The 25,188-nt window shown below is 55.6% G+C and carries 26 protein-coding genes, 1 tRNA gene, 1 pseudogene and 1 riboswitch; of the genes and pseudogenes, 20 read left to right on the top strand and 8 right to left on the bottom strand.

What is annotated here, in order from left to right; translation table 11 throughout:
• The first annotated feature begins 26 nt into the window (after positions 1–26).
• The 7 genes from WFN87_RS00780 (at position 27) to zigA (ending at position 8,544) form a co-directional block, all read left to right on the top strand.
• A complete protein-coding gene (locus tag WFN87_RS00780; RefSeq protein ID WP_336981427.1) occupies positions 27–1,913 on the top strand; it encodes a protein-disulfide reductase DsbD family protein in 1,887 nt (628 codons plus the stop codon).
• On the top strand, positions 1,910–2,539 hold the full coding sequence (locus WFN87_RS00775) for a DsbA family protein (RefSeq protein WP_008457994.1): 630 nt from the start codon (positions 1,910–1,912) through the stop codon (positions 2,537–2,539). The genes WFN87_RS00780 and WFN87_RS00775 overlap by 4 nt, the downstream gene beginning before the upstream one ends.
• The gene (locus WFN87_RS00770; protein ID WP_008457996.1) at positions 2,529–3,032 is read left to right on the top strand and encodes a protein disulfide oxidoreductase; all 504 of its coding nucleotides are present in this window, start codon (positions 2,529–2,531) and stop codon (positions 3,030–3,032) included. The genes WFN87_RS00775 and WFN87_RS00770 overlap by 11 nt, the downstream gene beginning before the upstream one ends.
• 251 nt (positions 3,033–3,283) lie before the next feature.
• Positions 3,284–4,201 carry a nitrogen assimilation transcriptional regulator NAC gene (gene nac, locus WFN87_RS00765; protein WP_008458002.1) on the top strand — a complete coding sequence of 306 codons (918 nt, stop codon included), beginning with the start codon at positions 3,284–3,286 and terminating at the stop codon, positions 4,199–4,201.
• Positions 4,202–4,307: 106 nt separating this feature from the next.
• Positions 4,308–5,252, top strand: coding sequence for an HTH-type transcriptional regulator Cbl (cbl, locus tag WFN87_RS00760; RefSeq protein WP_336981424.1), 945 nt, complete (start codon positions 4,308–4,310; stop codon positions 5,250–5,252).
• A gap of 385 nt (positions 5,253–5,637) precedes the next feature.
• A complete protein-coding gene (locus tag WFN87_RS00755) occupies positions 5,638–7,182 on the top strand; it encodes a methyl-accepting chemotaxis protein (protein ID WP_336981422.1) in 1,545 nt (514 codons plus the stop codon).
• Positions 7,183–7,323: 141 nt separating this feature from the next.
• On the top strand, positions 7,324–8,544 hold the full coding sequence (gene zigA, locus WFN87_RS00750; RefSeq protein ID WP_008458009.1) for a zinc metallochaperone GTPase ZigA: 1,221 nt from the start codon (positions 7,324–7,326) through the stop codon (positions 8,542–8,544).
• Positions 8,545–8,587: 43 nt separating this feature from the next.
• Here the strand turns inward: zigA and WFN87_RS00745 are convergent, their stop codons facing one another.
• The 4 genes from WFN87_RS00745 to WFN87_RS00730 are packed head-to-tail and all read right to left on the bottom strand — an operon-like array spanning position 8,588 to position 11,730.
• Positions 8,588–9,520 carry an ABC transporter substrate-binding protein gene (locus WFN87_RS00745; protein ID WP_166991404.1) on the bottom strand — a complete coding sequence of 311 codons (933 nt, stop codon included), beginning with the start codon at positions 9,518–9,520 and terminating at the stop codon, positions 8,588–8,590.
• Positions 9,521–9,545: 25 nt separating this feature from the next.
• On the bottom strand, positions 9,546–10,316 hold the full coding sequence (locus WFN87_RS00740) for an ABC transporter permease (protein WP_336981418.1): 771 nt from the start codon (positions 10,314–10,316) through the stop codon (positions 9,546–9,548).
• Complete coding sequence (locus WFN87_RS00735) at positions 10,313–11,053, bottom strand: ABC transporter ATP-binding protein (RefSeq protein ID WP_336981416.1); 741 nt, start codon at positions 11,051–11,053, stop codon at positions 10,313–10,315. The genes WFN87_RS00740 and WFN87_RS00735 overlap by 4 nt, the downstream gene beginning before the upstream one ends.
• The gene (locus WFN87_RS00730; RefSeq protein ID WP_008458016.1) at positions 11,050–11,730 is read right to left on the bottom strand and encodes a TenA family protein; all 681 of its coding nucleotides are present in this window, start codon (positions 11,728–11,730) and stop codon (positions 11,050–11,052) included. Before WFN87_RS00730 ends, WFN87_RS00735 begins: the two co-directional genes overlap by 4 nt.
• Before the next feature lie 59 nt (positions 11,731–11,789).
• Positions 11,790–11,891, bottom strand: a riboswitch (TPP riboswitch).
• A gap of 163 nt (positions 11,892–12,054) precedes the next feature.
• Between WFN87_RS00730 and WFN87_RS00725 the strand changes: the two genes are divergently transcribed.
• The 11 genes from WFN87_RS00725 to WFN87_RS00675 all read left to right on the top strand — a co-directional run bounded on the left by WFN87_RS00725 (position 12,055) and on the right by WFN87_RS00675 (position 21,205).
• Entirely contained in the window at positions 12,055–13,077 is a 1,023-nt protein-coding gene (locus tag WFN87_RS00725; protein WP_166991413.1) for an LLM class flavin-dependent oxidoreductase, read from the top strand.
• A gap of 24 nt (positions 13,078–13,101) precedes the next feature.
• Positions 13,102–13,677 carry a DUF1349 domain-containing protein gene (locus WFN87_RS00720; RefSeq protein WP_166991416.1) on the top strand — a complete coding sequence of 192 codons (576 nt, stop codon included), beginning with the start codon at positions 13,102–13,104 and terminating at the stop codon, positions 13,675–13,677.
• A gap of 192 nt (positions 13,678–13,869) precedes the next feature.
• Positions 13,870–14,598 carry a MerR family transcriptional regulator gene (locus WFN87_RS00715; protein ID WP_166991419.1) on the top strand — a complete coding sequence of 243 codons (729 nt, stop codon included), beginning with the start codon at positions 13,870–13,872 and terminating at the stop codon, positions 14,596–14,598.
• A gap of 228 nt (positions 14,599–14,826) precedes the next feature.
• A complete protein-coding gene (locus tag WFN87_RS00710) occupies positions 14,827–15,261 on the top strand; it encodes a nuclear transport factor 2 family protein (RefSeq protein WP_166991422.1) in 435 nt (144 codons plus the stop codon).
• A complete protein-coding gene (locus tag WFN87_RS00705; RefSeq protein ID WP_336981412.1) occupies positions 15,258–15,977 on the top strand; it encodes an SDR family NAD(P)-dependent oxidoreductase in 720 nt (239 codons plus the stop codon). The genes WFN87_RS00710 and WFN87_RS00705 overlap by 4 nt, the downstream gene beginning before the upstream one ends.
• Positions 15,974–17,233, top strand: a complete 1,260-nt coding sequence (locus tag WFN87_RS00700; RefSeq protein WP_336981411.1) for an NAD(P)/FAD-dependent oxidoreductase — start codon at positions 15,974–15,976, stop codon at positions 17,231–17,233. The genes WFN87_RS00705 and WFN87_RS00700 overlap by 4 nt, the downstream gene beginning before the upstream one ends.
• A gap of 1 nt (position 17,234) precedes the next feature.
• A complete protein-coding gene (locus tag WFN87_RS00695) occupies positions 17,235–17,957 on the top strand; it encodes a DUF1365 domain-containing protein (protein WP_336981409.1) in 723 nt (240 codons plus the stop codon).
• Positions 17,954–19,174 carry a cyclopropane-fatty-acyl-phospholipid synthase family protein gene (locus WFN87_RS00690; protein WP_336981407.1) on the top strand — a complete coding sequence of 407 codons (1,221 nt, stop codon included), beginning with the start codon at positions 17,954–17,956 and terminating at the stop codon, positions 19,172–19,174. Before WFN87_RS00695 ends, WFN87_RS00690 begins: the two co-directional genes overlap by 4 nt.
• On the top strand, positions 19,171–19,704 hold the full coding sequence (locus tag WFN87_RS00685) for a hypothetical protein (protein ID WP_336981405.1): 534 nt from the start codon (positions 19,171–19,173) through the stop codon (positions 19,702–19,704). Before WFN87_RS00690 ends, WFN87_RS00685 begins: the two co-directional genes overlap by 4 nt.
• Positions 19,701–20,228, top strand: coding sequence for a DUF3833 domain-containing protein (locus WFN87_RS00680; RefSeq protein WP_008458041.1), 528 nt, complete (start codon positions 19,701–19,703; stop codon positions 20,226–20,228). The genes WFN87_RS00685 and WFN87_RS00680 overlap by 4 nt, the downstream gene beginning before the upstream one ends.
• A 17-nt stretch (positions 20,229–20,245) precedes the next feature.
• Entirely contained in the window at positions 20,246–21,205 is a 960-nt protein-coding gene (locus WFN87_RS00675) for a DUF1722 domain-containing protein (protein WP_166991441.1), read from the top strand.
• A gap of 42 nt (positions 21,206–21,247) precedes the next feature.
• Here the strand turns inward: WFN87_RS00675 and WFN87_RS00670 are convergent, their stop codons facing one another.
• Complete coding sequence (locus WFN87_RS00670) at positions 21,248–21,577, bottom strand: gamma-glutamylcyclotransferase family protein (RefSeq protein ID WP_336981403.1); 330 nt, start codon at positions 21,575–21,577, stop codon at positions 21,248–21,250.
• Positions 21,578–22,265: 688 nt separating this feature from the next.
• On the opposite strand from WFN87_RS00670, the gene WFN87_RS00665 reads away from it, so the two are divergent.
• Both WFN87_RS00665 and WFN87_RS00660 read left to right on the top strand, forming a co-directional pair.
• A complete protein-coding gene (locus WFN87_RS00665) occupies positions 22,266–23,186 on the top strand; it encodes a peptidoglycan-binding protein (RefSeq protein WP_336981401.1) in 921 nt (306 codons plus the stop codon).
• Positions 23,183–23,635 (top strand): lysozyme inhibitor LprI family protein, encoded by a 453-nt coding sequence (locus tag WFN87_RS00660; protein WP_336981399.1) that lies wholly within the window; start codon positions 23,183–23,185, stop codon positions 23,633–23,635. The genes WFN87_RS00665 and WFN87_RS00660 overlap by 4 nt, the downstream gene beginning before the upstream one ends.
• Positions 23,636–23,666: 31 nt before the next feature.
• Here WFN87_RS00660 and WFN87_RS00655 read toward each other — a convergent pair.
• The 3 genes and pseudogenes from WFN87_RS00655 to mtfA form a co-directional block, all read right to left on the bottom strand.
• Positions 23,667–23,979 (bottom strand): annotated as a pseudogene (locus tag WFN87_RS00655) (Arm DNA-binding domain-containing protein); the annotation flags it as partial.
• Positions 23,980–24,158: 179 nt separating this feature from the next.
• Positions 24,159–24,234: transfer RNA gene (locus WFN87_RS00650), tRNA-Asn, on the bottom strand.
• A gap of 100 nt (positions 24,235–24,334) precedes the next feature.
• Positions 24,335–25,132 (bottom strand): DgsA anti-repressor MtfA, encoded by a 798-nt coding sequence (gene mtfA / locus WFN87_RS00645; protein WP_008458051.1) that lies wholly within the window; start codon positions 25,130–25,132, stop codon positions 24,335–24,337.
• Positions 25,133–25,188: the final 56 nt, after the last annotated feature.

Raw genomic sequence — 25,188 nt, 5'->3', positions numbered from 1 at the left:
TAGTTAATCATTTATGGAGAAAAAACATGTTTATTCGCTTCAGGCAGGCGCTGCTGTGCCTGCTCATGCTTTGGTTGCCCGTGTCCTGGGCAGCAGAGTCAGGCTGGCTGCAATCGCCGGATAACGATCACGCCAGCGTCAGGCTGCGCGCAGATACCTCGGGCAGTAACGAAACGCGTCTTTTGCTGGACGTGAAGCTCGAAAAAGGATGGAAAACCTACTGGCGATCCCCAGGGGAAGGCGGCGTTGCGCCAGCTATTGCCTGGCAGGGTGAGATGCCCAAAGTAGAGTGGTTCTGGCCGACGCCTGCGCGTTTTGACGTCGCCGGGATCACGACCCAGGGCTACCACGATCGGGTCACCATTCCGATGGTGTTTCACGGCCCGGTGCCGGCGACTATCCGCGGCGTGCTGACGCTTTCTACCTGCAGCAACGTCTGCCTGCTGACCGATTATTCCTTTAGCGTCACGCCTTCCGCGGCAAATGCTCAGTTTGCCCATGATTTCGCTCAGGCGATGGGGCAGGTGCCGGTTGAAAGCGGATTGACCGACTCGCTCAAAGCCGATTATCGTCCGGGAAGCCTGGTAATTAATGCCGTGCGTGCCGGAGGCTGGACAAGTCCGGGCCTTTATCTTGACCCGCCGGAAGAGGCCGATCTTGGCAAGCCTGCGTTCCGCATCGACGGCGACTCGCTGCAGGCCACCGTACCGGTCAGCGACAGTTGGGGAGAAGGTGCGCCAGATTTGCGAGGGAAATCAGTCACCCTGGTGCTGGCCGACAACGGCATTGCTCAGCAAAACACGCTCACCATTGGTTCAGCACCCGCCGCGGCAGGGGGAAATGATGCCTTCCCGCTTTGGCAGGTCGTGCTGATGGCGCTGGCGGGCGGCCTAATCCTTAACCTGATGCCGTGCGTACTCCCGGTACTGGGCATGAAGCTGGGCTCTATTCTGCTGGTGCAGCAAAAAGACCGGGGCCTCGTGCGCCGCCAGTTTTTAGCCTCGGTGGCGGGGATCATCGCTTCATTTATGGCGCTGGCGCTGCTGATGACCGTCCTGCGGCTGACCAACCAGGCGCTGGGCTGGGGCATTCAGTTCCAGAACCCGTGGTTCATCGGTTTTATGGCGCTGGTGATGCTGGTGTTCAGCGCGAACCTGTTCGGCCTGTTTGAATTCAGGCTCTCTTCCAATATGAACACCCGGCTGGCAACGCAGGGCGGCAATGGCATGGCCGGGCATTTCTGGCAGGGCGCTTTCGCCACGCTGCTGGCGACGCCGTGTAGCGCGCCTTTCCTCGGCACGGCGGTGGCGGTGGCACTCACGGCTTCTTACCCGGTGCTGTGGGGGCTGTTCCTGGCCTTAGGGCTGGGGATGAGTCTGCCGTGGCTGCTGATAGCGTTCCGTCCCGGTCTGGCGATGCGTTTGCCCCGCCCGGGCAAGTGGATGACCTGGCTGCGCCGCGTGCTTGGCCTGCTGATGTTAGGTTCGGCGATTTGGCTGGCAAGCCTGCTGCTGGTGCATTTCGGTGTTTCGACTAGCAAACCAGCGCAGGAAAATATCGCCTGGCAGCCGCTCAGCGAGCAGGCGATTCAGGACGCGCTGGCGCAGCATAAGCGCGTTTTTATTGATGTCACCGCTGACTGGTGCATTACCTGTAAAGCCAACAAATACAACGTGCTCAGCAAAGAGGACGTGCAGGCTGCACTACAGGCACCGGATGTGGTTGCCCTGCGCGGCGACTGGACGCTGCCGTCCCAGCAAATCACTGACTTTTTGAGAAGCCGCGGCCAGGTTGCCGTGCCGTTCAACCAAATTTATGGCCCAGGCCTGCCGGAAGGCAAAGTGCTGCCGACGCTGCTCTCCCGAGATTCGGTGCTGACAACCCTGGATGATGCCAAAGGAGCGAAACCATGAAATACGCTTTTATTTTAATCCTCTCGCTGTTCTCCGGCCTGGCGCTGGCGGCAAAAGAAGTCCCCGCGCCGTTTTCCGCCGATCAACAAAAGCAGCTGGAAGTGCTGATTGAACAGGCGCTGTTTAACGATCCGGCCAGTCCGCGATTTGGTGCTAAAAAGCCCGTGTTAACCCTCGTGAACTTCACCGATTACAACTGCCCGTACTGCAAACAGCTCGATCCGATGCTGGAAAAAATTGTGGAGAAATACCCGGATGTGGCGGTGATCGTGAAGCCGTTGCCGTTTAAAGGGGAAAGTTCCGTGCTGTCGGCGCGTACTGTCCTGACGACCTGGCGCCAGCATCCAGATCAGTTCCTGGCGCTGCATGAAAAACTGATGCAGAAGAAGGGCTATCACGATGCGGCGAGCATTGCGGCTGCGGTTGAAAAGAGCGGGGCAACGCCGGTCACCCCGGATGAAAAAAGTATGGAAACCTTAAGCACCAACCTTCAGCTAGCGCGTATCGTGGGCGTGCAGGGCACACCAGCCACCATTATTGGCGATGAAATGATCCCTGGGGCGGTTCCGTGGGAAACGCTGGAAGAGGTAGTAAAAGAAAAACTGGCGGCTGCCCATGGCAAGTAAGCTGCGGCGCTGGCTGCGGGAAGGCTTAATTCTGCTGATTTTGCTGGCGGGGGTGATGCTGGTGATGGACTGGTGGCGTGCGCCCCAGTCCCCAGTGGCTTTTGATGCCACGCCGCTGCACACGCTGGACGGGCAGGATGTCACGCTCGGCGCGCTGAGCGCGGAACGCCCGCTGCTGGTCTATTTCTGGGCCAGCTGGTGCGCAGTTTGCCGTTTTACCACGCCGGACGTGGCGAAGCTGCAGGCTGAAGGGCAGAACGTGATAACCATTGCGCTACGCTCAGGTAATGAACGCGAGGTTTCCCGCTGGCTGGCGCGTAAAGGCGTCCAGTTCCCGGTGGTCAATGATGCCGATGGCGCCATTTCCCGCAGCTGGCAAATTGGCGTCACGCCGACATTCGTCATCGTCGATAAAGGCCAGGTCGTGTCCACTACCAGCGGCTGGACGAGCTACTGGGGAATGAAAATTCGCCTGTGGTGGGCCGGCGTGTGATTCATCGTGCCGGCTTATCACCGGCACGCAGTTTTTTCCTGAAATGCACCATCGCGGTGCATTTGTATCTCTTATGGGGCATAAGTAAGCCTCCTGTTTCGTTAATCCTCGTGGGGGCTTTATCAGTTTCTCTTATTATCCAGCCTGTTATCTCGTTTGCGCCGTAAACGAAAAATGTGGCAAGCATATTGCAAAACCTTTTACGACATCACAGCCATGACTGGCACTGGCATTCCGTAATAGGGGGCAAAATGAATTTAAGACGACTGAAGTACTTCGTAAAAATTGTTGATATTGGCAGCCTGACCCAGGCCGCAGAAGTACTGCACATCGCACAGCCGGCGCTCAGCCAGCAGGTTGCCACTCTGGAAGGGGAGCTGGATCAGCAGCTGTTGATCCGCACCAAACGCGGCGTCACGCCGACGGAAGCCGGGAAGATTTTGTATGCCCACGCGCGGACGATTCTGCGCCAGTGTGAGCAGGCTCAGCTGGCGGTGAATAACGTGGGCCAGACTATGCAAGGCCTCGTCTCGATTGGTCTTGCGCCGGGGATGGCGGCATCCTCTATTACCATGCCGCTGCTGCAGGCCGTGCGTGCCGAACTGCCGGATGTGCAGGTGTATTTGCATGAGAATAGCGGTTCACAGCTGAATGACAAACTGCTCAGCGGACAGCTTGATATGGCCGTGCTGTATGACCGCACGCCAACGGCGGGGCTGACCAGCCAGCCGCTGCTCAAAGAGGATTTGTTCCTCGTGGGCACCCGTGACTGTCCGGGTAACAGCGTTGATTTGTCGGACGTTGCCGCCATGAATCTTTTCCTGCCCCGCGACTACAGCGCGGTTCGCAAGCGCGTGGATGAGGCTTTCTCCCTGCGCCGCCTGACGGCAAAAATTATCGGCGAGATCGAATCTATTTCGACCTTAACTGCGGCTATTGCCAGCGGTATGGGCGTGACCGTGCTGCCGGAATCCGCTGCACGTTCACTTGCCGATTCAGCCGGTGGCTGGATGGCACGCATTACCAGCCCGTCGTTAAATTTACCGCTGTCGCTGAACCTGTCCGCACGTTTACCGCTTTCACCTCAGGCCCAGGCGGTAAAAGAAATTCTTATGTCTCTGGTCACCCGCCCGGCGCTGGAAAATCGCGAACTGATGCTGGTGGGCTAACTCCGCTTATTACTAAATGGAATAGGTTGCTGGTTTTTATTATTTGTCCCGCCGGGGCTGTGACTTTAACAATGGTGTAAAGAACAGTCACGATCCCGGGGGCGATGTGAATTTCCAGCAACTAAAAATAATCCGCGAGGCGGCGCGACGGGACTACAATCTCACCGAAGTCGCCAATATGCTTTTCACCTCTCAGTCTGGCGTCAGCCGCCATATTCGCGAGCTGGAAGAAGAGCTGGGGATTGAAATATTCATCCGCCGCGGCAAACGGTTATTAGGTATGACCGAACCGGGTAAAGCCCTGTTGGTGATTGCCGAACGTATTCTCAACGAAGCCAGCAACGTGCGTCGCCTGGCGGATCTTTTTACCAACGACACCAGCGGTGTCCTGACTATCGCCACCACCCACACACAGGCTCGCTATAGCCTACCGGTGGTGATCAAAGCCTTCCGCGCCTTATTCCCTGAAGTTCGCCTCGAGCTGATTCAGGGCACGCCTCAGGAAATCGAATCGCTGCTGCACAGCGGCGCGGCGGATATTGGCATCGCCAGCGAACGTCTGAGCACCGATCCTCTGGTGGTGGCCTACCCGTGGTTCCGCTGGTATCACAGCCTGCTGGTTCCGCAGGGACATCCGTTAATTCATACCAGCCCGCTCACGCTGCACGATATCAGTCGCTGGCCGCTGATCACTTACCGGCAGGGTATCACCGGGCGTTCTCGTATAGACGAAGCGTTTGCCCGGCGTGGTTTAACGGCTGATGTTGTGCTTAGCGCGCAGGATTCCGACGTGGTTAAAACCTACGTTGAACTCGGCCTGGGTATTGGGCTGGTGGCCGACCAGGCCAGTGGGGAAGAAGGGAGCCTGGTGCGGCTGGACACTCGCCACCTGTTTGACGCGAACACCGTCTGGCTCGGGATCCGCCGTGGGCAACTGCAGCGGAACTATGTCTGGCGCTTTATTGAGCTGTGTAACCCTGAGCTGTCGGTCGAGGAAATTAAGCGCCTGGCACTGGAGCCAGAAGAACCCGCCATCGATTATCAAATCTGATATTTCCCTGCCCTGAAAAGGGTAATTCAGTATTGTTAATGAAATATTAAATAATTAAATAAACCGGCGCGGGGTGAATTTATATTTACCTCGCGCTTGCTGTATTTAAAAAAATAGTGTTTGGCAAAGTATGGCTCCCCTAAAAATAGAATAAAAAAACGTTCCTTATCGCAAATCATCGATCAATCGCAAATCAATTAATAGCTTTCAGCTATCTATCTGGCCTGACCATAAGAAAAAACCGATCAAATTCATAAAGTTAATCTGAATATATCCGATAAGCCTGTACGAGGTGCTTCCATCCCTTTGTGCTATTTATTCTCTGTTGTTTAGGCGGCAGAGGATTTTGCGCATTCATAAAAATACGCTTCTCAAGGGAGAAAAAATGTCACTACATGATGTAAAAATTCGCAGCAAGTTAACGCTGACTATTGCTATTTTTATTGTGCTGATGGTCTTCAGCTCAGGGCTTTCTTTACTTAGCCTGAGCAGAGCAAATACCGGCATTCAAACCATTGTTAACGATGATTACCCGACGACCGTTAAAGCCAACGATCTGATTGATAGTTTCCAGGAGTTCGTGAATACGCAGCAGCTGATGCTGCTGGATGAAGCCGGTGTATTTCGTCAGAAGTCGGAAAAACACCTTGCGGAGATCAGTGCGCATATTACAGCGCTGCTGGCGGACCTGAACAAATCCAGTACCGACGCTGCGTCACAAAAAGCGCTGCGGGAGCTGGCCGATATTCGTAAACAGTATCTGGACTCGCGTTTCCGTATTTTACAGGCGGTGCAACAAAACGATCGCGCCGCCGCGCTGCAGGAAATGATGGCCACCACCATCCAGATTCAGGAAAAATATAAAGATAAGGTGCAAGAGCTTATCGTTATCCAGAATCAAAAAATGTCCGCTGCTGGCCAGCAGGTTGATAAAGATTACCACTCTAACCGGTTGGTCACTGTGCTTCTGACTTTGCTGAGTATCGCCCTGGGTAGCCTCATCGGTATGTTTGTGGTGCGCTCTATTACTCGCCCGCTGGTTCGCGCCGTTGAATTTGCCGGGGCGATTGCCGAAGGCGACCTTACGGGCAGTATCACGGTTACCCATAAAGATGAAACAGGCGAACTGCTGCAGGCGCTGATGAGCATGAAAGTCCGCCTGCAAGAGATTGTCCATCAGGTTCAGCAGGGATCGGAAACTATCTCTTCTGCCGCCGCGCAAATTGTCGCCGGGAACCAGGATCTTGCTGCTCGCACCGAAGAGCAGGCCAGCTCCGTAGAGGAAACGGCGGCTTCCATGGAGCAGATCACCTCCACGGTGAAAAACACCTTTGAGCACACCAACGAGGCAACCAAGCTCTCTTCCGAAGCCGCAACGGTGGTGAAAAACAACGGCCAGATGATGTCTCAGGTCACCAGCAAAATGCGCGTGATTAATGAAACCTCCAACCGTATGTCGGACATCATTAACCTCATCGACTCCATCGCGTTCCAGACTAACATTCTGGCGCTGAATGCGGCGGTGGAAGCGGCTCGTGCCGGGGAGCATGGCCGTGGTTTTGCCGTGGTTGCCGGGGAAGTTCGCCAGCTGGCGCAAAAAAGTGCTTCATCTGCGAGCGAGATCAGAAGCCTGATTGAGAACTCAACCACCCAGACTCGCGAGGGCATGGGGCTGGTGGAAAAAGCGAATGCCCAGATTGCCGGTATGATCGAAAACGTGCAGGAAATGAACACCATCCTCGGGGAGATCAAACAGGCAAGTCAGGAGCAAACCGACGGCATTTCCCAGATCAACAGCGCCATTGGTATGATTGATTCCACCACCCAGCAAAACTCCGCGCTGGTGGAAGAATCGGTTGCCGCCGCGGCATCTCTGAATGACCAGGCGAAGCAGCTGCGTGACCTGGTGCGGGTGTTCCGCCTGCAGTAATTCAGCTTTCCTTCTCAAAGCCAGCGTTAGCTGGCTTTTTTCATTTCTACGCACGGTTTTTATCTCCGGCATGACAATGCCACTTATTATTGTTATGTTATAACATATCAATAATAACTGCGCAGTCAGTAAGGAGTTGCAATGTCATCGTTAACACAGGCCCACAATCGGCCAAAGAAACTGCCCGTTACCGTGCTGTCCGGTTTTTTGGGTGCCGGTAAAACCACTTTGCTGAATCATATTTTAAATAACCGGGAAGGGCGGCGGGTGGCGGTGATCGTCAACGATATGTCCGAGGTGAATATTGACGCTGCGCTGGTGCGTGAGGGCGGTTCAAGCCTGACGCGCACCGATGAAAAGCTGGTGGAGATGAGCAACGGCTGCATTTGCTGCACCCTGCGTGAAGATCTGCTGGTGGAAATCAGCCAGCTTGCCCGGGAAGGGCGTTTCGATAACCTGGTCATCGAATCTACCGGTATTTCTGAACCGCTGCCCGTGGCGGAAACGTTCACCTTTGTGGACGACAAGGGGGAAAGCCTGTCCGATATCGCCCGGCTCGACACCATGGTGACGGTGGTGGACGGCTTTAACTTCCTTCGGGATTATGAATCCTACGACAGCATTCAGTCTCGCGGCGAGTCCATGGGCGAAGGGGACGAGCGCACCGTGGTCGACCTGCTGATTGACCAGATAGAATTTTGCGACGTGCTTGTACTTAACAAAACGGATCTTATTGGCGACGCGGAGAAGCGCCGCCTGATGTCCGTGCTGCATTCCCTTAACCCACGCGCAAAAATCATCACTTCGGCGTTTAGCCAGGTTAGTCTTGATCAGGTTCTTGATACCGGGCTGTTTGACTTCGATGCCGCCGCTCAGGCGCCGGGCTGGCTAAAAGAGCTGCGCGGCGAACATACGCCGGAAACCGAAGAATACGGCATTCGTAATTTTGTTTTTCGTGCCCGGCGTCCCTTCCACCCGGCGCGTTTCCAGATGGTGACCGACGGCGGTCTGAAAGGCGTTATTCGCTCCAAAGGCTTTTTCTGGCTGGCAAGTCGCCCTCAGCATGCCGGATCCTGGTCCCACGCGGGCGGCGTGATGCGCCAGGGGCTGGCAGGGATGTGGTGGGCCAGCATTCCCCGTGAACAGTGGCCGCAGGATGCCGACAGCCTCCGGCACATTTTAAAGCACTGGGAAGACGGTATTGGCGATGCGCGCCAGGAGATTGTTTTCATCGGCATTGATATGGACGAGGCGAGCCTGCGCGAGAAGCTGGAGTATGCCTTACTCACCGATGCCGAAATGGCAGAAGGGCCTAAAGCTTGGGCACGGTATTACGATCCGATTGATGCCTGGTTCGACTGACTGAAGTCCGGCTGCCCGTTGGCAGGCAACCGGGCAACCTGGCCTAGTGCAGCTCTACGGCGTAGTCATCCACCGGGGTGATTTTCTTGATCAGCTTGTTATCAAACAGGAACTGTTCGTAGGCCTGGTAGCGGGCGCGGTCGAGTTTAGCCGGGTCAGTTGCAAACAGCGGCAGGCTTGCCTGCCAGGCCTGCTTATTCAGCTCGGTATTCAGCTCCGCATGGGCTTTGGCAAAGGCCTGCCAGGTTTCCTGCGGATGTGCCTGCAGGTACTCGTTGCCTTTTTTCAGCGCGGCGAAGAATTTTTTGATCTTCGGTTCATTCGCCGTTTTACGATTCGCCACAAAAATCAGCTCATCGTAGGCGGGGACGCCGTAGTCCTCGACGTTAAACACCACCGGGGGTTTACCCTGAAGCTTCAGCTCGATCGCTTCGATATTGCGGTAGCCGCCGATCACCGCATCCACCTGGCCCGCCAGCAGGGCGCTGGTGAGCTGGAAGTTGACGTTGATGAGCTTCATCTCTTCTGGTTTGACGTGCTCATGCTCAAGCAGGGTGGCAAGCGTCGCCTGCTCGATACCGCTGACGGAATAGCCGATTTTTTTGCCTTTAAGATCCGCTGGTGATTTGATGGTCTGATCCAGCGTCATCACCGTATTCAGCGGGGTGTTAATCAGCGTCCCGACGCGCACCAGCGGCAGCCCCTGATCGGCAAAGAAATGCAGCTGTGGTTGGTAGGTAATGGCCAGATCGGCCTGCCCGGCGGCAACCAGGCGCGGCGGCAACGCCGGGTCAGACGGCGGGATGATCTTCACGTCCAGCCCTTCGGCCTTAAAAGCGCCAATTTGTTCGGCCACCATAATGGGTGCGTGATCGGGGTTAATGTACCAGTCCAGCACCAGGGTCAGCTTTTCAGCGGCGGAGGCCTGAGCGGCAAAGGCGGCGGTGAGCAGCAGGCCACACAGCGTTTTTTTCATCTTCTTAATTCCTTAATTAAGGCGGTTATTCGTTGTTTTCAGGCGACCAGACAATCAGCCGCCGCAGCAGGGCATCGACCGCCAGCCAAAGCAGGACGGTCATCAGGACTAAAATAAACAGCGCGGCAAAGCAGACGTCGGTTTGCATGCGGGCGTTGGCATTCAGCATGACGTAGCCCAGCCCTTCGGCAGAGCCCACCCATTCGCCAATAATTGCCCCGATGGGGGCGACGGCGGCGGCCATGCGCAGCCCCGAGCCAAAAGCAGGCAGCGCCGCCATCAACCGGACGTGCCTCAGCTGCGCCCAGCGTGAAGCCCCCATCGTGCGGGCCAGATCCAGATAGTCGTTATTCACCCGGCGCAGTCCGTCAAAGAACGACGACACCACCGGGAAGAAAATCACCAGCACCGCCATCGCCACTTTGGCGCTCATGCCAAAGCCGAACCACAGCACCAGCAGCGGTGCGAGGGCAAACACAGGGATTGCCTGACTGGTGAGTACCAGCGGCATCAGCCAGCGCTGGAGGCGGGGGGAAAACATCATGCCCAGCGCCAGGCCTGCACCGAGGAGTACGCCCAGAATTAGCCCGCTGATAATCTCTGAGGCGGTGACCAGCGTGTGCCAGGCGAGATAATCGCGGCCATCCCATAACGCCAGTGCCACCGAAGCGGGAGAGGGCAAAAGAAAGGCGGGAATATAGCCGAGGGCAAGCAGATACCAAAGTAGCAGCAGCCCGGCAAAGACGGTCAGCCCGCGGCGCAGGCGTGTAGCAGGGGTGTCTGAAGTCAGCTTCATTCGGCGGCCCTGATCAACTGTTGCAGCAGCCCGGCCTGGCTTTGGAGTAGATCTACATCGTCCGGCACGCGGGGCGGCTGCCCGGCAATAACATGCGTATCGTCGATGCCCGCAGGCCAGCGGGAGAGCACCAGCAGGCGGTGGCTGAGCCGACAGGCTTCCATCGGATCGTGAGTGATCAGCAACACGGTATTTTTTGCCAGCAGCCTGGCCGCCAGGTCCTGAATGGCCGTGCGGGTGATGGAATCCAGCGCCGAAAACGGCTCATCCATCAGCACTATCGGGCGCTTTTCGTAAAGCGTTCTGGCGATGGCGGCACGTTGCCTCATCCCACCCGATAGCGAAGCTGGCAGGACTTTGGCATAGCCAGCCAGCCCGACCTGCTCAATCAAATGTTCCGTCCATTGTCTGTCGACCGCCTCACCACGCAGGCGAGCTCCGAGGGCCACGTTCTGCTCAATGCTGAGCCACGGGTAGAGCAAATCTTTCTGCCCCATCCAGGCGATACGCCCGGCAACCGGCAGACCGTCGCTGCAGGTCACGCTTCCGCCACTGGCCTGCGCCAGCCCGGCGATAATCTTTAGCAGGCTGGTTTTACCGGCCCCGCTCGCGCCCAGCAGGGCAACGAAGCTGCTGCCGGGAATATCAAAATTCAGCCGCTCAAAAATGGTCTGCTGGCCAAAGCGCAGGCTGAGATCGCGCACCTGAATGCCCGGCGAAGTCGCGCTGTCGGTCATGAGGCATTCAGCCCCATCTGCCAGAACGCGGATTCAAGCTGCGTCGCGGTGGTAAAAATCTGTGATAGCTCTGAGAAACGGCTTTCCGCGCCACGCTGGTGGCCTACGTTTTCGAGCAACTGCACAGCGGCCCGCACGCCGGTGAGGTAGCCTTCATCGCCATAGTTACGGATCCAGTTCGCGTAGGGATTGCCTGCCATCACCGTGTCGGGGCTATGCAGCAGGCCAAGGCCGATTTCTGCATATCCGGCCACGCAGGGCAGCAGCGCAGCCAGCAGATCGAGCGCGTCGCCTGAATGGCCAATATCCAGCACGTAACGGGTGTAATTCATGGTTTCTGGCGCTTCCGCCTCGGCCACTATTTGCGCTTCGTCCAGGCCCCAGCTTCGACAGTAAGCCACATGGAGCGGCAGCTCGGAGACAATGGCATTCAGCGATGCGGTCGCGGTGCGCATTTCCGGCAGCGTGCGAAGCTTGCTGACCAGCAGGGCGTAGGCGCGGGCAAAATGAATCAGGAAAAGATAATCCTGGGTCAGATAGCGCTTGAATGCGGCTTCAGGCAGCGTGCCGACAGCAAGCTGCTGCAGAAAAGGGTGATCGACGTAATCCTGCCAGTGCTGGCCGGCCTGCTCGCGCAGTCGTCCGTAAAGACCGTTTTCGAAAAGTGGGGTGTACATGGGACCTCCTGGGTAAGTGGAGATCCGGGCGCGCAGAGGTATGAACAGACAATAACAGAGCTGTGATTGCCGACCGTCCCTTCGCTGGCATGACCCAGATCAGGTTCAAAGGGTTCGGCTTACGCCATCTCAGCCCATACAGGACACCCCTCGGAGGTGCCTGTTATACGACATTTACTTTTTGATTACAATCGCCGGGCGCTGTGTCTGACCTTGCTGAAAGCGACGATCCGTTTAGTGCGGTATCGCAATATTTTGCTGGCACTCGGGGCGGGAATTTTGTCACTGTAGGCCGGTTACCTACGAGTCTAAGGATGATATCCGATGAAAAAGATTGGTTTTCTCTCGTTTGGCCACTGGTCGCCTGCCGCCCAGTCCGGCACGCACTCTGCGGCGGATACGCTGCTGCAGTCCATCGATCTTGCCGTTGCTGCAGAAGAGCTTGGCGCGGACGGCGCTTACTTCCGCGTGCACCATTTTGCTCGTCAGCTAAGCTCGCCTTTCCCGCTGCTGGCGGCCATCGGGGCAAAAACCAAACGCATTGAAATCGGCACCGGCGTGATCGATATGCGCTATGAAAATCCGCTTTACATGGTGGAGGACGCGGGGGCGGCGGACTTGATATCCGGGGGCCGCCTGCAGCTTGGAATTAGCCGTGGCTCGCCGGAGCAGGTGATCGACGGCTGGCGATATTTTGGCTATGTGCCGGGCGAAGGAGAGACCGAAGCCGATATGGCGCGCCGTCATACCGAAGTGTTCCTCGAGGCGCTGAAAGGGGACGGTTTTGCCGAACCTAACCCGCAGCCGATGTTTCCTAATCCGCCGGGGTTGCTGCGTCTGGAGCCGTTTTCTGCCGGGCTGCGGGAGCGAATCTGGTGGGGAGCCAGCTCCAACGCGACCTCGGAGTGGGCCGCGAAGTTAGGGATGAACCTGCAAAGCTCCACGCTGAAAACCGATGAATCCGGCGAGCCGTTTCATATCCAGCAGGCGAAGCAAATCCGTGCTTATCGGGCCGCGTGGAAAGAGGCGGGCCATACGCGTGAGCCACGCGTTTCCGTCAGCCGCAGCATCTTCGCGTTAATGGACCAGCGCGACCGCAACTACTTCGGCGGCAGCGGCAAAGAAGGCGATCAGGTTGGCTACATCGAGCCACAAACCCGGGCCATTTTCGGCCGCAGCTATGCCGCTGAACCGGAACTGCTCATTAAGCAACTGGCGCAGGATGAAGCGATTGCTGAAGCCGACACGCTGCTGTTAACCGTGCCAAACCAGCTGGGCGTGGATTATAACGCGCACGTCATCGAATCTATTCTGAAGCACGTTGCACCAGAGTTGGGCTGGCGCTAAATAAAACAGGGAAAAGGTCATGCTATGAGCGAGGATTTTTACTGGATTAATGAGCCAAAAGTCTGGCAAGAAGGCGACGGCGGGCTGACGGTTGTCACCGATGAACAAACCGACTTCTGGCGCAAAACATGGTACGGGTTTGAGCGTTTCTCCGGCCATTTTTATGGCTGCAACGTGCGGGGGGATTTTACTTTCCAGGTGAAGGTCAAAGCTGAATTTAGCGCACTCTACGACCAGGCCGGCATCATGCTGCTGGGGGATGAATCCCACTGGCTAAAAGCGGGCATCGAGTTTAACGACGACGCGCCTGCCATTGGCAGCGTGCTGACGCAGGGCCACTCCGACTGGGCAACCGGCGTCTTTCCCGGTCAAGCAAATCTGTTCTGGATGCGCCTGACCCGAAAAGGGGACAGCCTGCGGCTGCAGTATTCCGTTGACGGCAAAAGCTGGCCGCTGCTGAGACTGGCGCATTTCCCCGGATTCGACGCATGCAGGGTAGGCGTGATGTGCTGCACCCCGCAGCGTGGCGGGCTGGCGGTGAACTTCGAAGAAATGATGCTGAGTGCCGCGCTGGATAAAGGACTGCACGATTTAAGTTAATCAGCCGTTTAGTCGGGCGGCGCCCCGCCAGACATTTGCCAGGCAGGGTTTCTCCTGGCGGGGACAAAGCCGGTAACGGGGCAAATGTTTTTCCGTTGGGCATTGAAAATAAAGTGCAAACGCTTCGCGCTTCATTCAGCCCGGTATAATTCGTAGTATATTGTGAGTATTGATGGTTATCAGGTGCTCTTCATGTCTTACTCCATCGGCGAATTTGCCCGGCTCTGCGGGATAAACGCCACCACGCTCCGTGCCTGGCAGCGTCGTTACGGCCTGCTCAAGCCGATGCGAACTGATGGCGGTCATCGGCAGTACAGCGACGAAGATATCCAGCAGGCGCTTAACATTCTCGACTGGGTGAAAAAAGGGGTGCCGGTCAGCCAGGTTAAACCGCTGCTGGCCCGGCCTGAAACGCGCCGGGCGAACAACTGGCTTGGCCTGCAGGAGAGTATGTTGCAGCGGCTGAATGAGGGGAAAATCGAATCTCTTCGCCAGCTTCTCTACGATGCAGGTCGGGAATATCCGCGCGCGGAACTGGTGACGGAAGTGTTGCGCCCGCTGCGCAGTAAAGTCTCGGCTAACGTACCGGCCATCATGACCCTGCGCGAAATTCTCGACGGCATCATTATCGCCTACACCTCGTTTTGCCTTGAAGGGGATAAAAGAGCCCCCGGTGACAACTGCCTGATTACCGGCTGGCATCTGAGTGACCCCTGCGAAATCTGGCTGGAGGCGCTCAGGCGAACCGGCCAGGGACACCGCATCGACGTGCTTCCCGTTCCGCCTGCCGTCCTTGCCCTGGAAATCTTTCCCGATCGAAAATGGCTGCTGGTCACTTCCGGTAAGCTGACGGCGACACGTAAAAAGCAGCTTGAACTCTGGCAGCAGCAGGGCGCTACGCTCGAGGTCATTCCCCTCTAGGCCCGTTTTCCCCTCCACAATATCCTCCTCCAGCGGCCCGCTGAAAACGCGGTGGGCCGAGCTGTGCTATCAAAAAATGAAAATCTACCGCATCGCTTGCCTGTTTGTAATTAATTGAAATTGTTATCTTTTTGAAAATATCACAATCAAAACTTGGACAAATCTAAGTATTTGTGCAAGTTTTAATTATACGATAACGTCAGGTGCTTCACCGCGAGGGTGAAACTCATGGGCACAACGCCAACCGCCATTCATCGCTTTGTTGATTATTACGCCGGGCTGGACAAGCAGTCGCCCTCGGCGCTGGCCGGGCTTTACGCCTCCGAGGCCATACTCATCGATCCGTTTGGCGAGCATCGCGGGTTGCCTGAGATCCAGCGCTACTTCGCCCACCTGCTGGCCAGCGTGGCGTACTGCCGCTTTGCTATTGATCCCCCGCTATGTGATGAGGCGCGTTTTGCCGTCGGTTGGACAATGCACTGGTCTCACCCGAAGGTCGCCGGTGGAAAAGGGCTGTCCTTGCCTGGCTGTTCGGTGGTTGATCTCAAGAACGACCTGATTATTCGTCAGCGCGACTACTACGATGCCGGAGAAATGCTGTACGAACATCTGCCCCTGCTGGGTTGGGCGGTTCGCAGCGTGAAAAGAAGGGTGCGCCCATGATGACTGTCCTTATTACGGGCGCAAGCTCCGGCATCGGCGCCGGGCTGGCAAAATCCTGGGCCGATGAGGGCCATCGCGTCATTGCCTGCGGCAGAGATGCGGCGCGGCTGGCAACCTTGCAGCAGCACAGTTCAAACATCGCGGTACGCCAGTTCGATATGACCGACCGGGATGCCAGCCGCGAGGCGCTGGCCGACTGCCGGGCGGATCTGGTTATCCTTTGCGCGGGAACCTGTGAGTATCTGGATCGCGGCCAGGTGGATGCCGCGCTGGTTGAGCGGGTGATGGCGACCAATTTTCTTGGGCCGGTCAACTGCCTGGCCGCGCTTCAACCTCGGCTTGTTGCCGGCAACCGCGTCGTGCTGGTCAGCTCGATGGCCCACTGGTTGCCATTTCCACGGGCAGAAGCCTATGGCGCTTCGAAAGCCGCGCTGACCTGGTTTGCCAATAGCCTGCGCCTGGACTGGGAGCCGAAAGGGATTGCCGTCACGGTGGTTTCACCGGGATTTGTGGACACACCGTTAACTCAAAAAAACGATTTTTCCATGCCTGGCCGGGTAAGCGTTGATGCTGCGGTGAGGGCGATTCGCCGTGGCCTGGCTAAAGGCCGCGATGACATTGCTTTCCCGACGGGATTCGGCCTGGTGATGCGCCTGCTGGCGGGGTTACCCGTAGGTCTACAGCGCCTCTTTTTGCGCAGGATGGTTCGCGCATGAACATCGCTATTATCGGCGGCGGTATCGCCGGGCTGACCTGCGCCTGGCGGCTCGCCGGACATCATCAGGTCACCCTCTTTGAGGCGGGTTCCAGCGTGGGAGGCCACACTGCCACCGTGGATGTTGCTACGCCGCAGGGAACCTATGCCATAGACACCGGATTTATTGTCTATAACGACAGGACTTATCCGCGGTTTATGGGCCTGTTGAGCGAGCTTGGCATCCGTGGGCAAAAAACGCAGATGAGTTTTTCGGTGCATAACCCGCAAAACGGGCTGGAATATAACGGCCACACATTTAGCTCGCTGTTCGCCCAGCGTCGTAACCTTTTTAACCCGTTATTTTGGGGACTGTTAAAAGAGATTGTCCGTTTTAACCGGCAGGCAAAAGCCGCGCTGGCGGGAGAGATTGATCCCCTGGCGACGTTGCAGGACTTCCTCGCTCAGCGGCAGTTCAGCGCCTTTTTTGCACGTCACTACATTTTGCCCATGGGTGCCGCTATCTGGTCCTCGTCGCTGGAAGAGATGCGCCGTTTTCCTCTGGCGCTGTTTCTGCGCTTCTTTGAGCACCATGGCCTGCTGGATATTACTCAGCGTCCCCAGTGGTACGTGGTACCCGGTGGTTCTCGGGAATACATCCGGGCGATGCTGGCACAGCTGGGTGAAAGGCTGACCGTGCATCTCAACTCGCCGGTACAGTGCGTTGTCCGTCATCATGACGGCGTTAACATCCAACTGGAACACGCAAGCCAGGCGTTCGATCAGGTGATTTTTGCCTGCCACTCGGCTCAGGCGCTGGCGATGATTGAGCACCCCACTCAGGCCGAGCACGAAGTGTTGGGCGATATTGGCTGGCAGCGTAACGAGGTGGTGTTACACAGCGATCGCCGCTGGCTGCCGGAGCGCGAACGCGCCTGGGCAAGCTGGAACTATCGCTTGAGTTCGCAGGAGCAGGCCAGCGCCTGCGTCACTTACAACATGAACATTCTGCAGGGGTTGCCGAAAGAAGCGCCGCTGTTTTGCGTGACGCTTAACCCGGAAACGCCCATCGATTCCCGTTTCGTCTGGCAGCGGTTTGTTTATGAGCACCCGCTCTTTAACCCTCAAAGCTGGCGTGCGCAGGCGCGTCGCGGCGAGATTAACGGCCACCAGCGAAGCTGGTTCTGTGGTGCCTACTGGTACAGCGGTTTTCATGAAGATGGCGTGCACAGTGCGCTGGATGTGGTGCAAGGCATTGCGGCCAGAGGAGGGCAATAAGATGAACAGTTGCCTTTATGAGGGGATCTTGCGCCACCGCCGCCTTCAGCCTAAAACGCACCACTTTACCTATCGCGTGTTCATGGCCTGGCTTGATTTAGACGAGCTTGATGCGCTGCCGGGGATTGGCATCCGCCGTAACCGCTTCGCCGCAGCCGCTTTTCACGATGTGGATTACCCGCTGGGTACGCCGCTCAAAGAGAAAGTCCTTGCGCGGGTGAAAGACCTGACGGGGGAGCAGCCTGCAGGGCGAGTTATGCTTCTGACCCAGCTGCGTTACTACGGTTTCCACTTTAACCCGGTCAATTTTTACTACTGCTATGACGGCGATAACACCCTGCGCTGGGTGCTTGCCGAGGTGCGTAATACTCCCTGGAACGAGCGCCATTACTATGCCGTGGATGGACAGGCGTCACGTCCGATTGAAAAAGCCTTCCACGTTTCGCCGTTTAACCCGATGGACATGGTGTACCACTGGCGTTTTAACCCCCCCGGCAAAACGCTGCACATGCATATTGAAAATCATCAGGCCTCGAAAGTGTTTGATGCCACGCTGTTGCTGCGCCGTCAGGCCCTGACGCGCAAAAATCTGACGTCCATGCTGCTGCGTTTCCCGGCGATGACGTTAAAAACTGCGGTCGCCATTTACTGGCAGGCGCTGCGGCTGTGGCTCAAACGTGTGCCTGTTTACAATCATCCGGCCAGCAGGAGTGAACGTTCATGACCAGTCCCGCCTTTGCGCTTGAACCTGATGTGCCGCGCAGCGTCCGTATCGCACGCTGGCTGTTGTTTCGCTTGTTGAGCGGTATAGAGCAAGGGTCTGTCACCGTGCGTGAAGGATCGCAGACCTTCCATTTTGGTGATGCAGCCGCCTCACTTAGCGCCGGGGTGCAGGTTATCTCCCCGAGAGTTTACTGGCGAGTGCTCACCGGCGGGAGCCTGGCGGCCGCCGAAGCCTGGATGGACGGTGACTGGGAGAGCGAAGAGTTAACCCCGTTACTGCAAATTCTGGCGCTAAACGGGCGTGTTTTAGGGCGGCTGGAAAACGGTTTCCGCCTGCTGGGTAAACCCGTGGAGCGTTTTCGCCACTGGACGCGGCGTAATCACCGGGAGCAGGCGCGGGAAAACATCGCCGCACATTATGATTTGGGCAATACCTTTTACTCGCTATTTCTCGATCAAGAACTGCTCTACTCCAGCGCGCTGTTTGCCTCTGAGGAGCAGGATCTGGTTCAAGCCCAGCGTGCAAAAATGGCGCGCCTGTGTGAACAGCTGACGTTAAAGGCAAGCGATCATCTGCTGGAGATTGGCACCGGCTGGGGGGCGATGGCGGAGTTCGCCGCGTCTCACTATGGCTGCCGGGTTACCACCACCACGCTGTCCCAGGAGCAATACGACTGGGCGAAGGCACGCATCGCTCGTGCGGGACTGCAGGACAGAGTCGAAGTGCTGCTTTGCGATTATCGCGATTTGACCGGGCAATATGACAAGCTGGTTTCGATAGAGATGATCGAGGCAGTAGGGCAGCGCTATCTGCCCGCGTTCTTTCGCACCTGCCAGGCACGCCTGCGCCCGGGAGGAAAAATGGCGATTCAGGCCATCACCATTCAGGACCAGCGCTACCGGGACTACAGCAAAAGCGTCGACTTTATCCAGCGCTACATATTTCCCGGCGGTTTCTTACCCAGCGTGACGGTGATGAGCGACCTGATGACCCGCCACACCGACTTTGTGGTGCGTAACTTGTTTGATATGGGCCCCGATTATGCCCGCACGCTGGCGCACTGGCGGCAGCGTTTTATTCATGCCTGGCAGGAGATTGAGGCGCTGGGGTTTGACGCCCGCTTCCGCCGGATGTGGCTTTATTACTTCGGCTACTGTGAGGCCGGATTCAACGCCCGCACCATCAGCGTGGTGCAGCTGACCGCAGAGCGGGTATGAAACGCTATCTGCAAGTTTGTCTGCTGCTGTGTCTGAGCGCGCTTTCGTCAGCGGCCCACGCTGCCGACTGGCTTAGCTGGCGTAAAGTGGGAGACGCGACCCTGACCTGGGGGCCGTTTACCGTCTATACCTCTCAGCTGCGCACGCCGGATGGGCGCTATCAGGGGCTGAAGCAAGATCAGGCGTTGATCATTACCTATAAGCGCGATATCGACCGCCAGGCGCTGGTGGATGCCACCCGCGAGCAGTGGCAGGCGCAGGGTATCCTGGCGAGCGAACCGCGAAGTGAGGCCTGGCTGCGGATGCTGCAAACATTTTGGCCGGATGTCACCACAGATGCGCAGCTGGCTTTTGTCCTGACTGACGGGCAGGGCCAGTTCTGGTATCGCGCCTCTGCGGCGCAAAAAAGCTTTACGCCACTAGGGCCGCGCCAGACTGCTGATTTCAGTACGCGCTTTCTGGCCATCTGGCTGGGACCCCGAACGCAATACCCTGAGCTGCGCCAGCAGCTGACCGGAGGTGAAAAATGAAACGCATACTGTTACTCACTCTGGGGATGCTGATGCTGTTGGCTGGCTGTAGCACCGAGATTACTGATTATCGTCACCAGCAGCCTACGCTAGACATCTTCCATTATTTCCAGGGCAAAACTGAGGCGTGGGGCATGGTGCAGGATCGCAGCGGGAAACAGCTGCGCCGCTTTCACGTTGAGGTCGACGGCAATGTGGTGGGGGACACCCTGACGCTGAATGAACATTTCCTCTATGACGATGGGGAACAGCAGCAGCGGGTGTGGCGCATCCGCCGCGTCAGCGCGGAACGCTTCGAGGGTACGGCCGGGGATATCGACGGCGTGGCGACGGGCCAGGCCGCAGGCAACGCTTTTAACTGGCGCTACAGCATGAATGTTAAAGCCAACGGCAGCACCTGGCTGCTGCACTTTGACGACTGGATGTACCTCCAGGACGACAAACATATCTTCAATAAAACCGAGATGAAAAAATTCGGGGTTACCGTAGGCACAGTCACGCTGTTCTTCACCCGAAAAATTTAGTCAGAGAGGATAAAGCGATGAGCACCAAACCTGTGATTGGGATCAGCGGCTGTTTAACCGGTTCTGCCGTGCGATTTGATGGCGGGCACAAGCGAATGGCCTTTGTCATGGAGGAGCTGGCGCAGAGCGTGACCTTCAAACCGGTCTGCCCGGAAATGGCTATTGGTCTGCCTGTTCCCCGGCCCGCTCTTCGCCTGGTGAAACTGGGCGAAGGGGAGATCAGAATGCGTTTTAGCCAGGCGCCGCATGACGACGTCACGGAGAAAATGGCTGATTTCGCCACAAACTACGTCTCGGGTCTGGATGGGCTGGCTGGATTTATCGTTTGTGCTAAATCACCGAGCTGCGGGATGGAACGTGTCAGGCTGTACGACGTGAAGGGCAACCCTGGCCGCAAGGAGGGCGTGGGGACGTTCACCCAGGCGTTGCTGGAGACATTCCCCTGGCTGCCGGTGGAAGAAGACGGCCGCCTGCACGATCCGATGCTGAGGGAGAACTTTGTGGAGCGCGTTTTCGCGCTGCATGAACTGAACACGCTGCGGGCTAACGGCCTGAGCCGCCGCGCGTTACTCGATTTCCATAGTCGGTACAAACTTCAACTGCTGGCGCACCATCAGGCGGGCTACCGCGAGATTGGCCCTTTCGTCGCCTCGCTGCATGAGTGGGACGAGCTCGACAGCTTCTTTGTGGCCTACCGTGAGAAGCTGATGGCAATCCTTAAAACGCCCGCCTCGCGGAAGAATCACACCAATGTGTTGATGCATATTCAGGGGTATTTTCGTCCCAGGCTGAATACTCGCCAGCGCGGTGAGCTGCGGGATGTGATCCTGCATTATCGCGACGGGTTGTTGCCGATCCTGGCGCCTCTGACGCTGCTGAAACATTATCTGGCGGAGTACCCGGATCGCTATCTGCTGACGCAGAATTACTTTAATCCTTATCCGGATTATTTAGCGCTGCGGCTCGGCGTAAATTAACCAACCAAATGAAGGAGGCCGAACCTGCATTCGGTCTCCGGTCTAACGCTTCGGCTGCAACTCATAAATCCACGCGGTGACGATGCGGCCATCAGGCGTGGTGACCTCGACTTCTACCCGGTCGTATCCGTCTTCAAATTCATCCAGCATCGGCCAGTGCTCGCTCAGGTTTTGGGATAAAAACAGATAGCCGTGAACCTCCGGGCCATTTTTATCCAGCACGATGCCGGGGAAGTCGGCGGCAGCACCCCAGCCGCGTTGGTAGAAAGTGCCGCGCACATAGCCCGGCAGCCACTCGCCGCCGATGTTTTCCATAATATGGACGTTAACGTGCCCGGGACGAAGCGTGCCGTAAACAAACAGTGATTCCATTTTTCCTCAACGCGTAAAGCCGCTAAATCAGGACCAGAGCAGGGGATTCAACATACGGCGTATTGCGGCGGCTGGCAACGGGAAAGCAGGGGGATTAATTTAAGGGATGCATGCTGATGAAAATCGTCGGCATCCTGGTACTGTTCAGAGGCTGTGTCGTGATAGTTACTCCGTTTATTTAAACCCTGGGCAAGAACATAAACATCACCCGTTGCTGGAGATACAGCTTCCGGTAACATGAACTGACCCCGGAACTGCTGGCAACAATGGATCAATCCTCGTTTACGGCGGAACTGCTGGCCGGAATGAATGATGAAACGCGAATGCTCATCTCTGACCAGCAGGAATATTGTCGCCAGTATCCTGTTAATACCATATATCGTAGCAGCCTTATCAGAGAGAGCGGAAAAGTTCGGGCTGCCTACAATGGAAAACAGATCAAAATTTCAGGCGGCAGAAAGGTTAAGGTTAGAAGGTGATGAAATTGGAAAAAATTGAATTAACGGGAGTTGCTGATGTGGATCATAAATCGTATATAGCGATTGCTTAGGCTTAATCCTTATATGATTATTTCTCACCCCCAAGAATTTAGCCTGGGCAATATTCTAATTCGATGTATCTTTTGGGACTTGTAAAGGGATAGTAATTACAATTAGTTGTTAGATTTATGATGATTAGGGAGATTGTCATGTCAAAATATCACGAGCCTATGTTGCTACATCCCTCTCGATTATTTTCATCTGTCGGGACCTGCGGTACCAATGCTTCTGAAGATGTAAAAAATATCCAGAAAATGATGCTGGATGCTGGTTATCAGCAAGCTACAGGGAGACATCTACGTATAAATGGGCAGTGTGGTCAGCAAACCATAGAGGCTATTCGTTGGTATCAGCGTTTGCTGAACATGCATCCGTCTGGATTAGTTCATCCAGTGGACAGTGCATTTATGGTGGCGCTTGAGAATGCTGCTCCGGGCTGGCGACCAAGACACCAGCATGGACCATTAAGGGTAATGGAAGGGCAGATCACTTTTGATGCGGAGGGCGCTGATTATGTTACCGCTGTGGCACCGTTCAGACAGCACCGAACGCCTTACTTTTCGAGGATACTTCACTGGCCGACTGATGTTTCGTCCGGTGTTACTCTGGGGCGCGGCTATGATATGGGAAATCGTTCCACTGGCGAAGTCTTTGCAGCATTGCGTGGAGCAGGATTGGAAGAGTATAAGGCAAGGCTTTGTTCCAGAGCTGCCGGGCTTAAGGGGAGGCTAGCAGGTGAGTTTGTGAAGGTGTACGGGCCATTAGTGGGAGAAATCACCCATCAGCAGCAAATCAGGCTCTTTGAAATTGCGTACAGAGAAAAGCTCGAATATACAAGGAGCGTCTATAGCCGGGTATCAAGGCGAATACCTGATGCTCCAGCATGGCAAAGTTTTGAACAACGGATAAGAGATGTTTTGGTTGATATATTTTTCCAAGGGGTGGAGAATGCTGAAGTATTATTCAGAGCGGCAATAAAAGGAAAGTCCGCCCTAATTGAACTTATCCGAGCATCATCTATTTATATGTCATATGAAAGCAACAGGAAAAGGTTAAGGTATTTGAAATGAAAGAAAAAATATTTTCATTAATAGTGGTGATGATGTTTTCCTTGCCTTCCTATGCGGCGTTGTCAACCGGAAATGAAAGAGACGCCTGTTTTAAAGAGCATAAGGAAATTGCTGATGCATATAATTGTCTCTATCAAAAACGGGTAGAGAGTGATAATCAGTTAGATGTTTTGATATCTGAGATCAGTAAAAAAATTATATCCAACTATGATTATCCCACAGAGAAATCTGATAGTTCTGATGAAACTGTTGGCTCCGTATATAATAAATATTTTTTAGATTCTCAGAAAGCCTGGATGACTTACAAGAAAAATCTTTGTCTCGGTGTGGCAAGTTCAATCGGGGAGGCGGCGCGTGATTATCAATCATATAAAGATCAGTGTGAGATAAACCTGAACAAGCGTCATATAGAAGAACTTCATATCATGGATTTACCTCCTGCCAGGTAAACATACAGGGGAGCATATTCGGGGTCAGGGTCACTACACTGAAAGAGCGTGTTTTATCACGCCTGGCCTTTAGCTCTTTAACCTCTGCCTGTTTCTTTGCATTAGGTCAATGCCCTGAGCAAAGAGTCTTTTAGCTTCATCACGGCGCTGCCTTGCATCAGCAAGTGAAACAGCAGGGTAGACACCTATAGAGAAGATTTTTTGCTTCCCGTCGAAGCGGTAAGCATTTGCCAGTATTTGGAACCTTTAGGGCTAACGCGAAGGAACATACCAAAGCCATCGGTCAGCTTGTATTCCTTATCAAGGGGTTTGGCGTTTTTTACTTTAGTATCAGGAAGTGGCATAACGGCATACCCCGCTTGTTGGTAAAAACGGAATCGAACTACCATTACCAACATATTTACCAGCTAATAGGTATGGCTTCGGGGGGTTTTTAGTGAACGAGGGTGAACCTGAAGAAGGGGATAACCAACTGATAGAAATGCAGAAAGCAGACGTCAGTGAACGTCTGCTCCCTTAAATATGGCTCCTCTGACTGGACTCGAACCAGTGACATACGGATTAACAGTCCGCCGTTCTACCGACTGAACTACAGAGGAATCGTGTGAACGGGGCGAATATTAGCGTCGGCCATAAAACCTGTCAACAGTAAAAGTAACGCATTAATTCATATGGTTAAATTTACGCCTCGTTGCTGATTTAATGCACCGTATTTCCGGCAGTGCCGGGGGAGTTTTCACGCTCAACCAGGCGCTGGAGCGGATCCTGCCCATAGAACTGGCAAAAACGCTGGTAAAGCGAGGCGAAACGCGGCGTGAACAGCTGCGGCGCGCTGAAGAAATATTCGGAAAGCACGGCAAAACATTCAGCTGGATCGGTAGCGGCATAGGCGTCGATGCTGGCGGCATTTTCGCCCACCATGTCGATTTCATCCTGAATGCTGTCCATCGCGGCGTGGAGGTCGTGTTCCCAGCCGGCCACATCCCGCAAAGCAATTAACGGCACGCCGCTGGCGCGGTCGCCGTTGCGGCTGTCCAGCTTGTGGGCAACTTCGTGAATAATCAGGTTAAAGCCGGAGGCATCGAAGGAGTCCTGCACGTCCAGCCAGTTAAGCACGATAGGGCCCTGCTGCCAGCTTTGCCCGGACTGCACCACCCGCTGGCTATGCACCAGGCCGAAGTCGTCCTGCCATTCGTCATCCACAATAAACGGCGCAGGGTAGAGCAAAATTTCGTGGAAACCGTCCAGCCATTCAATGCCCAGTTCCAGCACCGGCAGGCAGAACAGAAGTGCAATACGTGTGCACTTCAGATCATCCAGCTCAAAACCCTGCAGCGGAACCAGCCGTTTTTGCTGTAAAAAACGGTCTGCAAGGCCAATTAATTTCTGCTGCTCGGTTTCACTGAGTGATGCCAGCACGGGAATGGCTAACGCTTGCTCCCACGGTAACGCGGGGGCGGCGCTTGAATCGGTTGCTTTCCAGGGCCACTTAATCATGTTACTTGCTCGCAAAGTCATCGTTTGAACTGAAACGAAAGAACCCAGACTGTTAA

The organism is Cedecea sp. AS113 (assembly GCF_037152415.1).
Taxonomy (GTDB): Bacteria; Pseudomonadota; Gammaproteobacteria; order Enterobacterales; family Enterobacteriaceae; genus Cedecea.
The sequence above is the reverse complement of the archived record's forward strand: the minus strand, read 5'-3'. Positions and strand labels throughout refer to the sequence as shown.

Bases quoted from the DNA above. Each gene is read 5' to 3' on its own strand.
- zigA (WP_008458009.1), top strand. From the start codon at position 7,324: ATGTCATCGTTAACACAGGCCCACAATCGGCCAAAGAAACTGCCCGTT.
- WFN87_RS00720 (WP_166991416.1), top strand. From the start codon at position 13,102: ATGAGCGAGGATTTTTACTGGATTAATGAGCCAAAAGTCTGGCAAGAA.
- WFN87_RS00685 (WP_336981405.1), top strand. From the start codon at position 19,171: ATGAAACGCTATCTGCAAGTTTGTCTGCTGCTGTGTCTGAGCGCGCTT.
- WFN87_RS00730 (WP_008458016.1), bottom strand. From the start codon at position 11,730: ATGTACACCCCACTTTTCGAAAACGGTCTTTACGGACGACTGCGCGAG.
- WFN87_RS00660 (WP_336981399.1), top strand. From the start codon at position 23,183: ATGAAAGAAAAAATATTTTCATTAATAGTGGTGATGATGTTTTCCTTG.
- mtfA (WP_008458051.1), bottom strand. From the start codon at position 25,132: ATGATTAAGTGGCCCTGGAAAGCAACCGATTCAAGCGCCGCCCCCGCG.
- WFN87_RS00675 (WP_166991441.1), top strand. From the start codon at position 20,246: ATGAGCACCAAACCTGTGATTGGGATCAGCGGCTGTTTAACCGGTTCT.
- WFN87_RS00715 (WP_166991419.1), top strand. From the start codon at position 13,870: ATGTCTTACTCCATCGGCGAATTTGCCCGGCTCTGCGGGATAAACGCC.
- WFN87_RS00695 (WP_336981409.1), top strand. From the start codon at position 17,235: ATGAACAGTTGCCTTTATGAGGGGATCTTGCGCCACCGCCGCCTTCAG.
- WFN87_RS00680 (WP_008458041.1), top strand. From the start codon at position 19,701: ATGAAACGCATACTGTTACTCACTCTGGGGATGCTGATGCTGTTGGCT.
- WFN87_RS00775 (WP_008457994.1), top strand. From the start codon at position 1,910: ATGAAATACGCTTTTATTTTAATCCTCTCGCTGTTCTCCGGCCTGGCG.
- WFN87_RS00690 (WP_336981407.1), top strand. From the start codon at position 17,954: ATGACCAGTCCCGCCTTTGCGCTTGAACCTGATGTGCCGCGCAGCGTC.
- WFN87_RS00745 (WP_166991404.1), bottom strand. From the start codon at position 9,520: ATGAAAAAAACGCTGTGTGGCCTGCTGCTCACCGCCGCCTTTGCCGCT.
- WFN87_RS00705 (WP_336981412.1), top strand. From the start codon at position 15,258: ATGATGACTGTCCTTATTACGGGCGCAAGCTCCGGCATCGGCGCCGGG.
- nac (WP_008458002.1), top strand. From the start codon at position 3,284: ATGAATTTAAGACGACTGAAGTACTTCGTAAAAATTGTTGATATTGGC.
- WFN87_RS00740 (WP_336981418.1), bottom strand. From the start codon at position 10,316: ATGAAGCTGACTTCAGACACCCCTGCTACACGCCTGCGCCGCGGGCTG.
- WFN87_RS00670 (WP_336981403.1), bottom strand. From the start codon at position 21,577: ATGGAATCACTGTTTGTTTACGGCACGCTTCGTCCCGGGCACGTTAAC.
- WFN87_RS00710 (WP_166991422.1), top strand. From the start codon at position 14,827: ATGGGCACAACGCCAACCGCCATTCATCGCTTTGTTGATTATTACGCC.
- WFN87_RS00755 (WP_336981422.1), top strand. From the start codon at position 5,638: ATGTCACTACATGATGTAAAAATTCGCAGCAAGTTAACGCTGACTATT.
- WFN87_RS00780 (WP_336981427.1), top strand. From the start codon at position 27: ATGTTTATTCGCTTCAGGCAGGCGCTGCTGTGCCTGCTCATGCTTTGG.
- WFN87_RS00735 (WP_336981416.1), bottom strand. From the start codon at position 11,053: ATGACCGACAGCGCGACTTCGCCGGGCATTCAGGTGCGCGATCTCAGC.
- WFN87_RS00770 (WP_008457996.1), top strand. From the start codon at position 2,529: ATGGCAAGTAAGCTGCGGCGCTGGCTGCGGGAAGGCTTAATTCTGCTG.
- WFN87_RS00665 (WP_336981401.1), top strand. From the start codon at position 22,266: ATGTCAAAATATCACGAGCCTATGTTGCTACATCCCTCTCGATTATTT.
- WFN87_RS00700 (WP_336981411.1), top strand. From the start codon at position 15,974: ATGAACATCGCTATTATCGGCGGCGGTATCGCCGGGCTGACCTGCGCC.
- WFN87_RS00725 (WP_166991413.1), top strand. From the start codon at position 12,055: ATGAAAAAGATTGGTTTTCTCTCGTTTGGCCACTGGTCGCCTGCCGCC.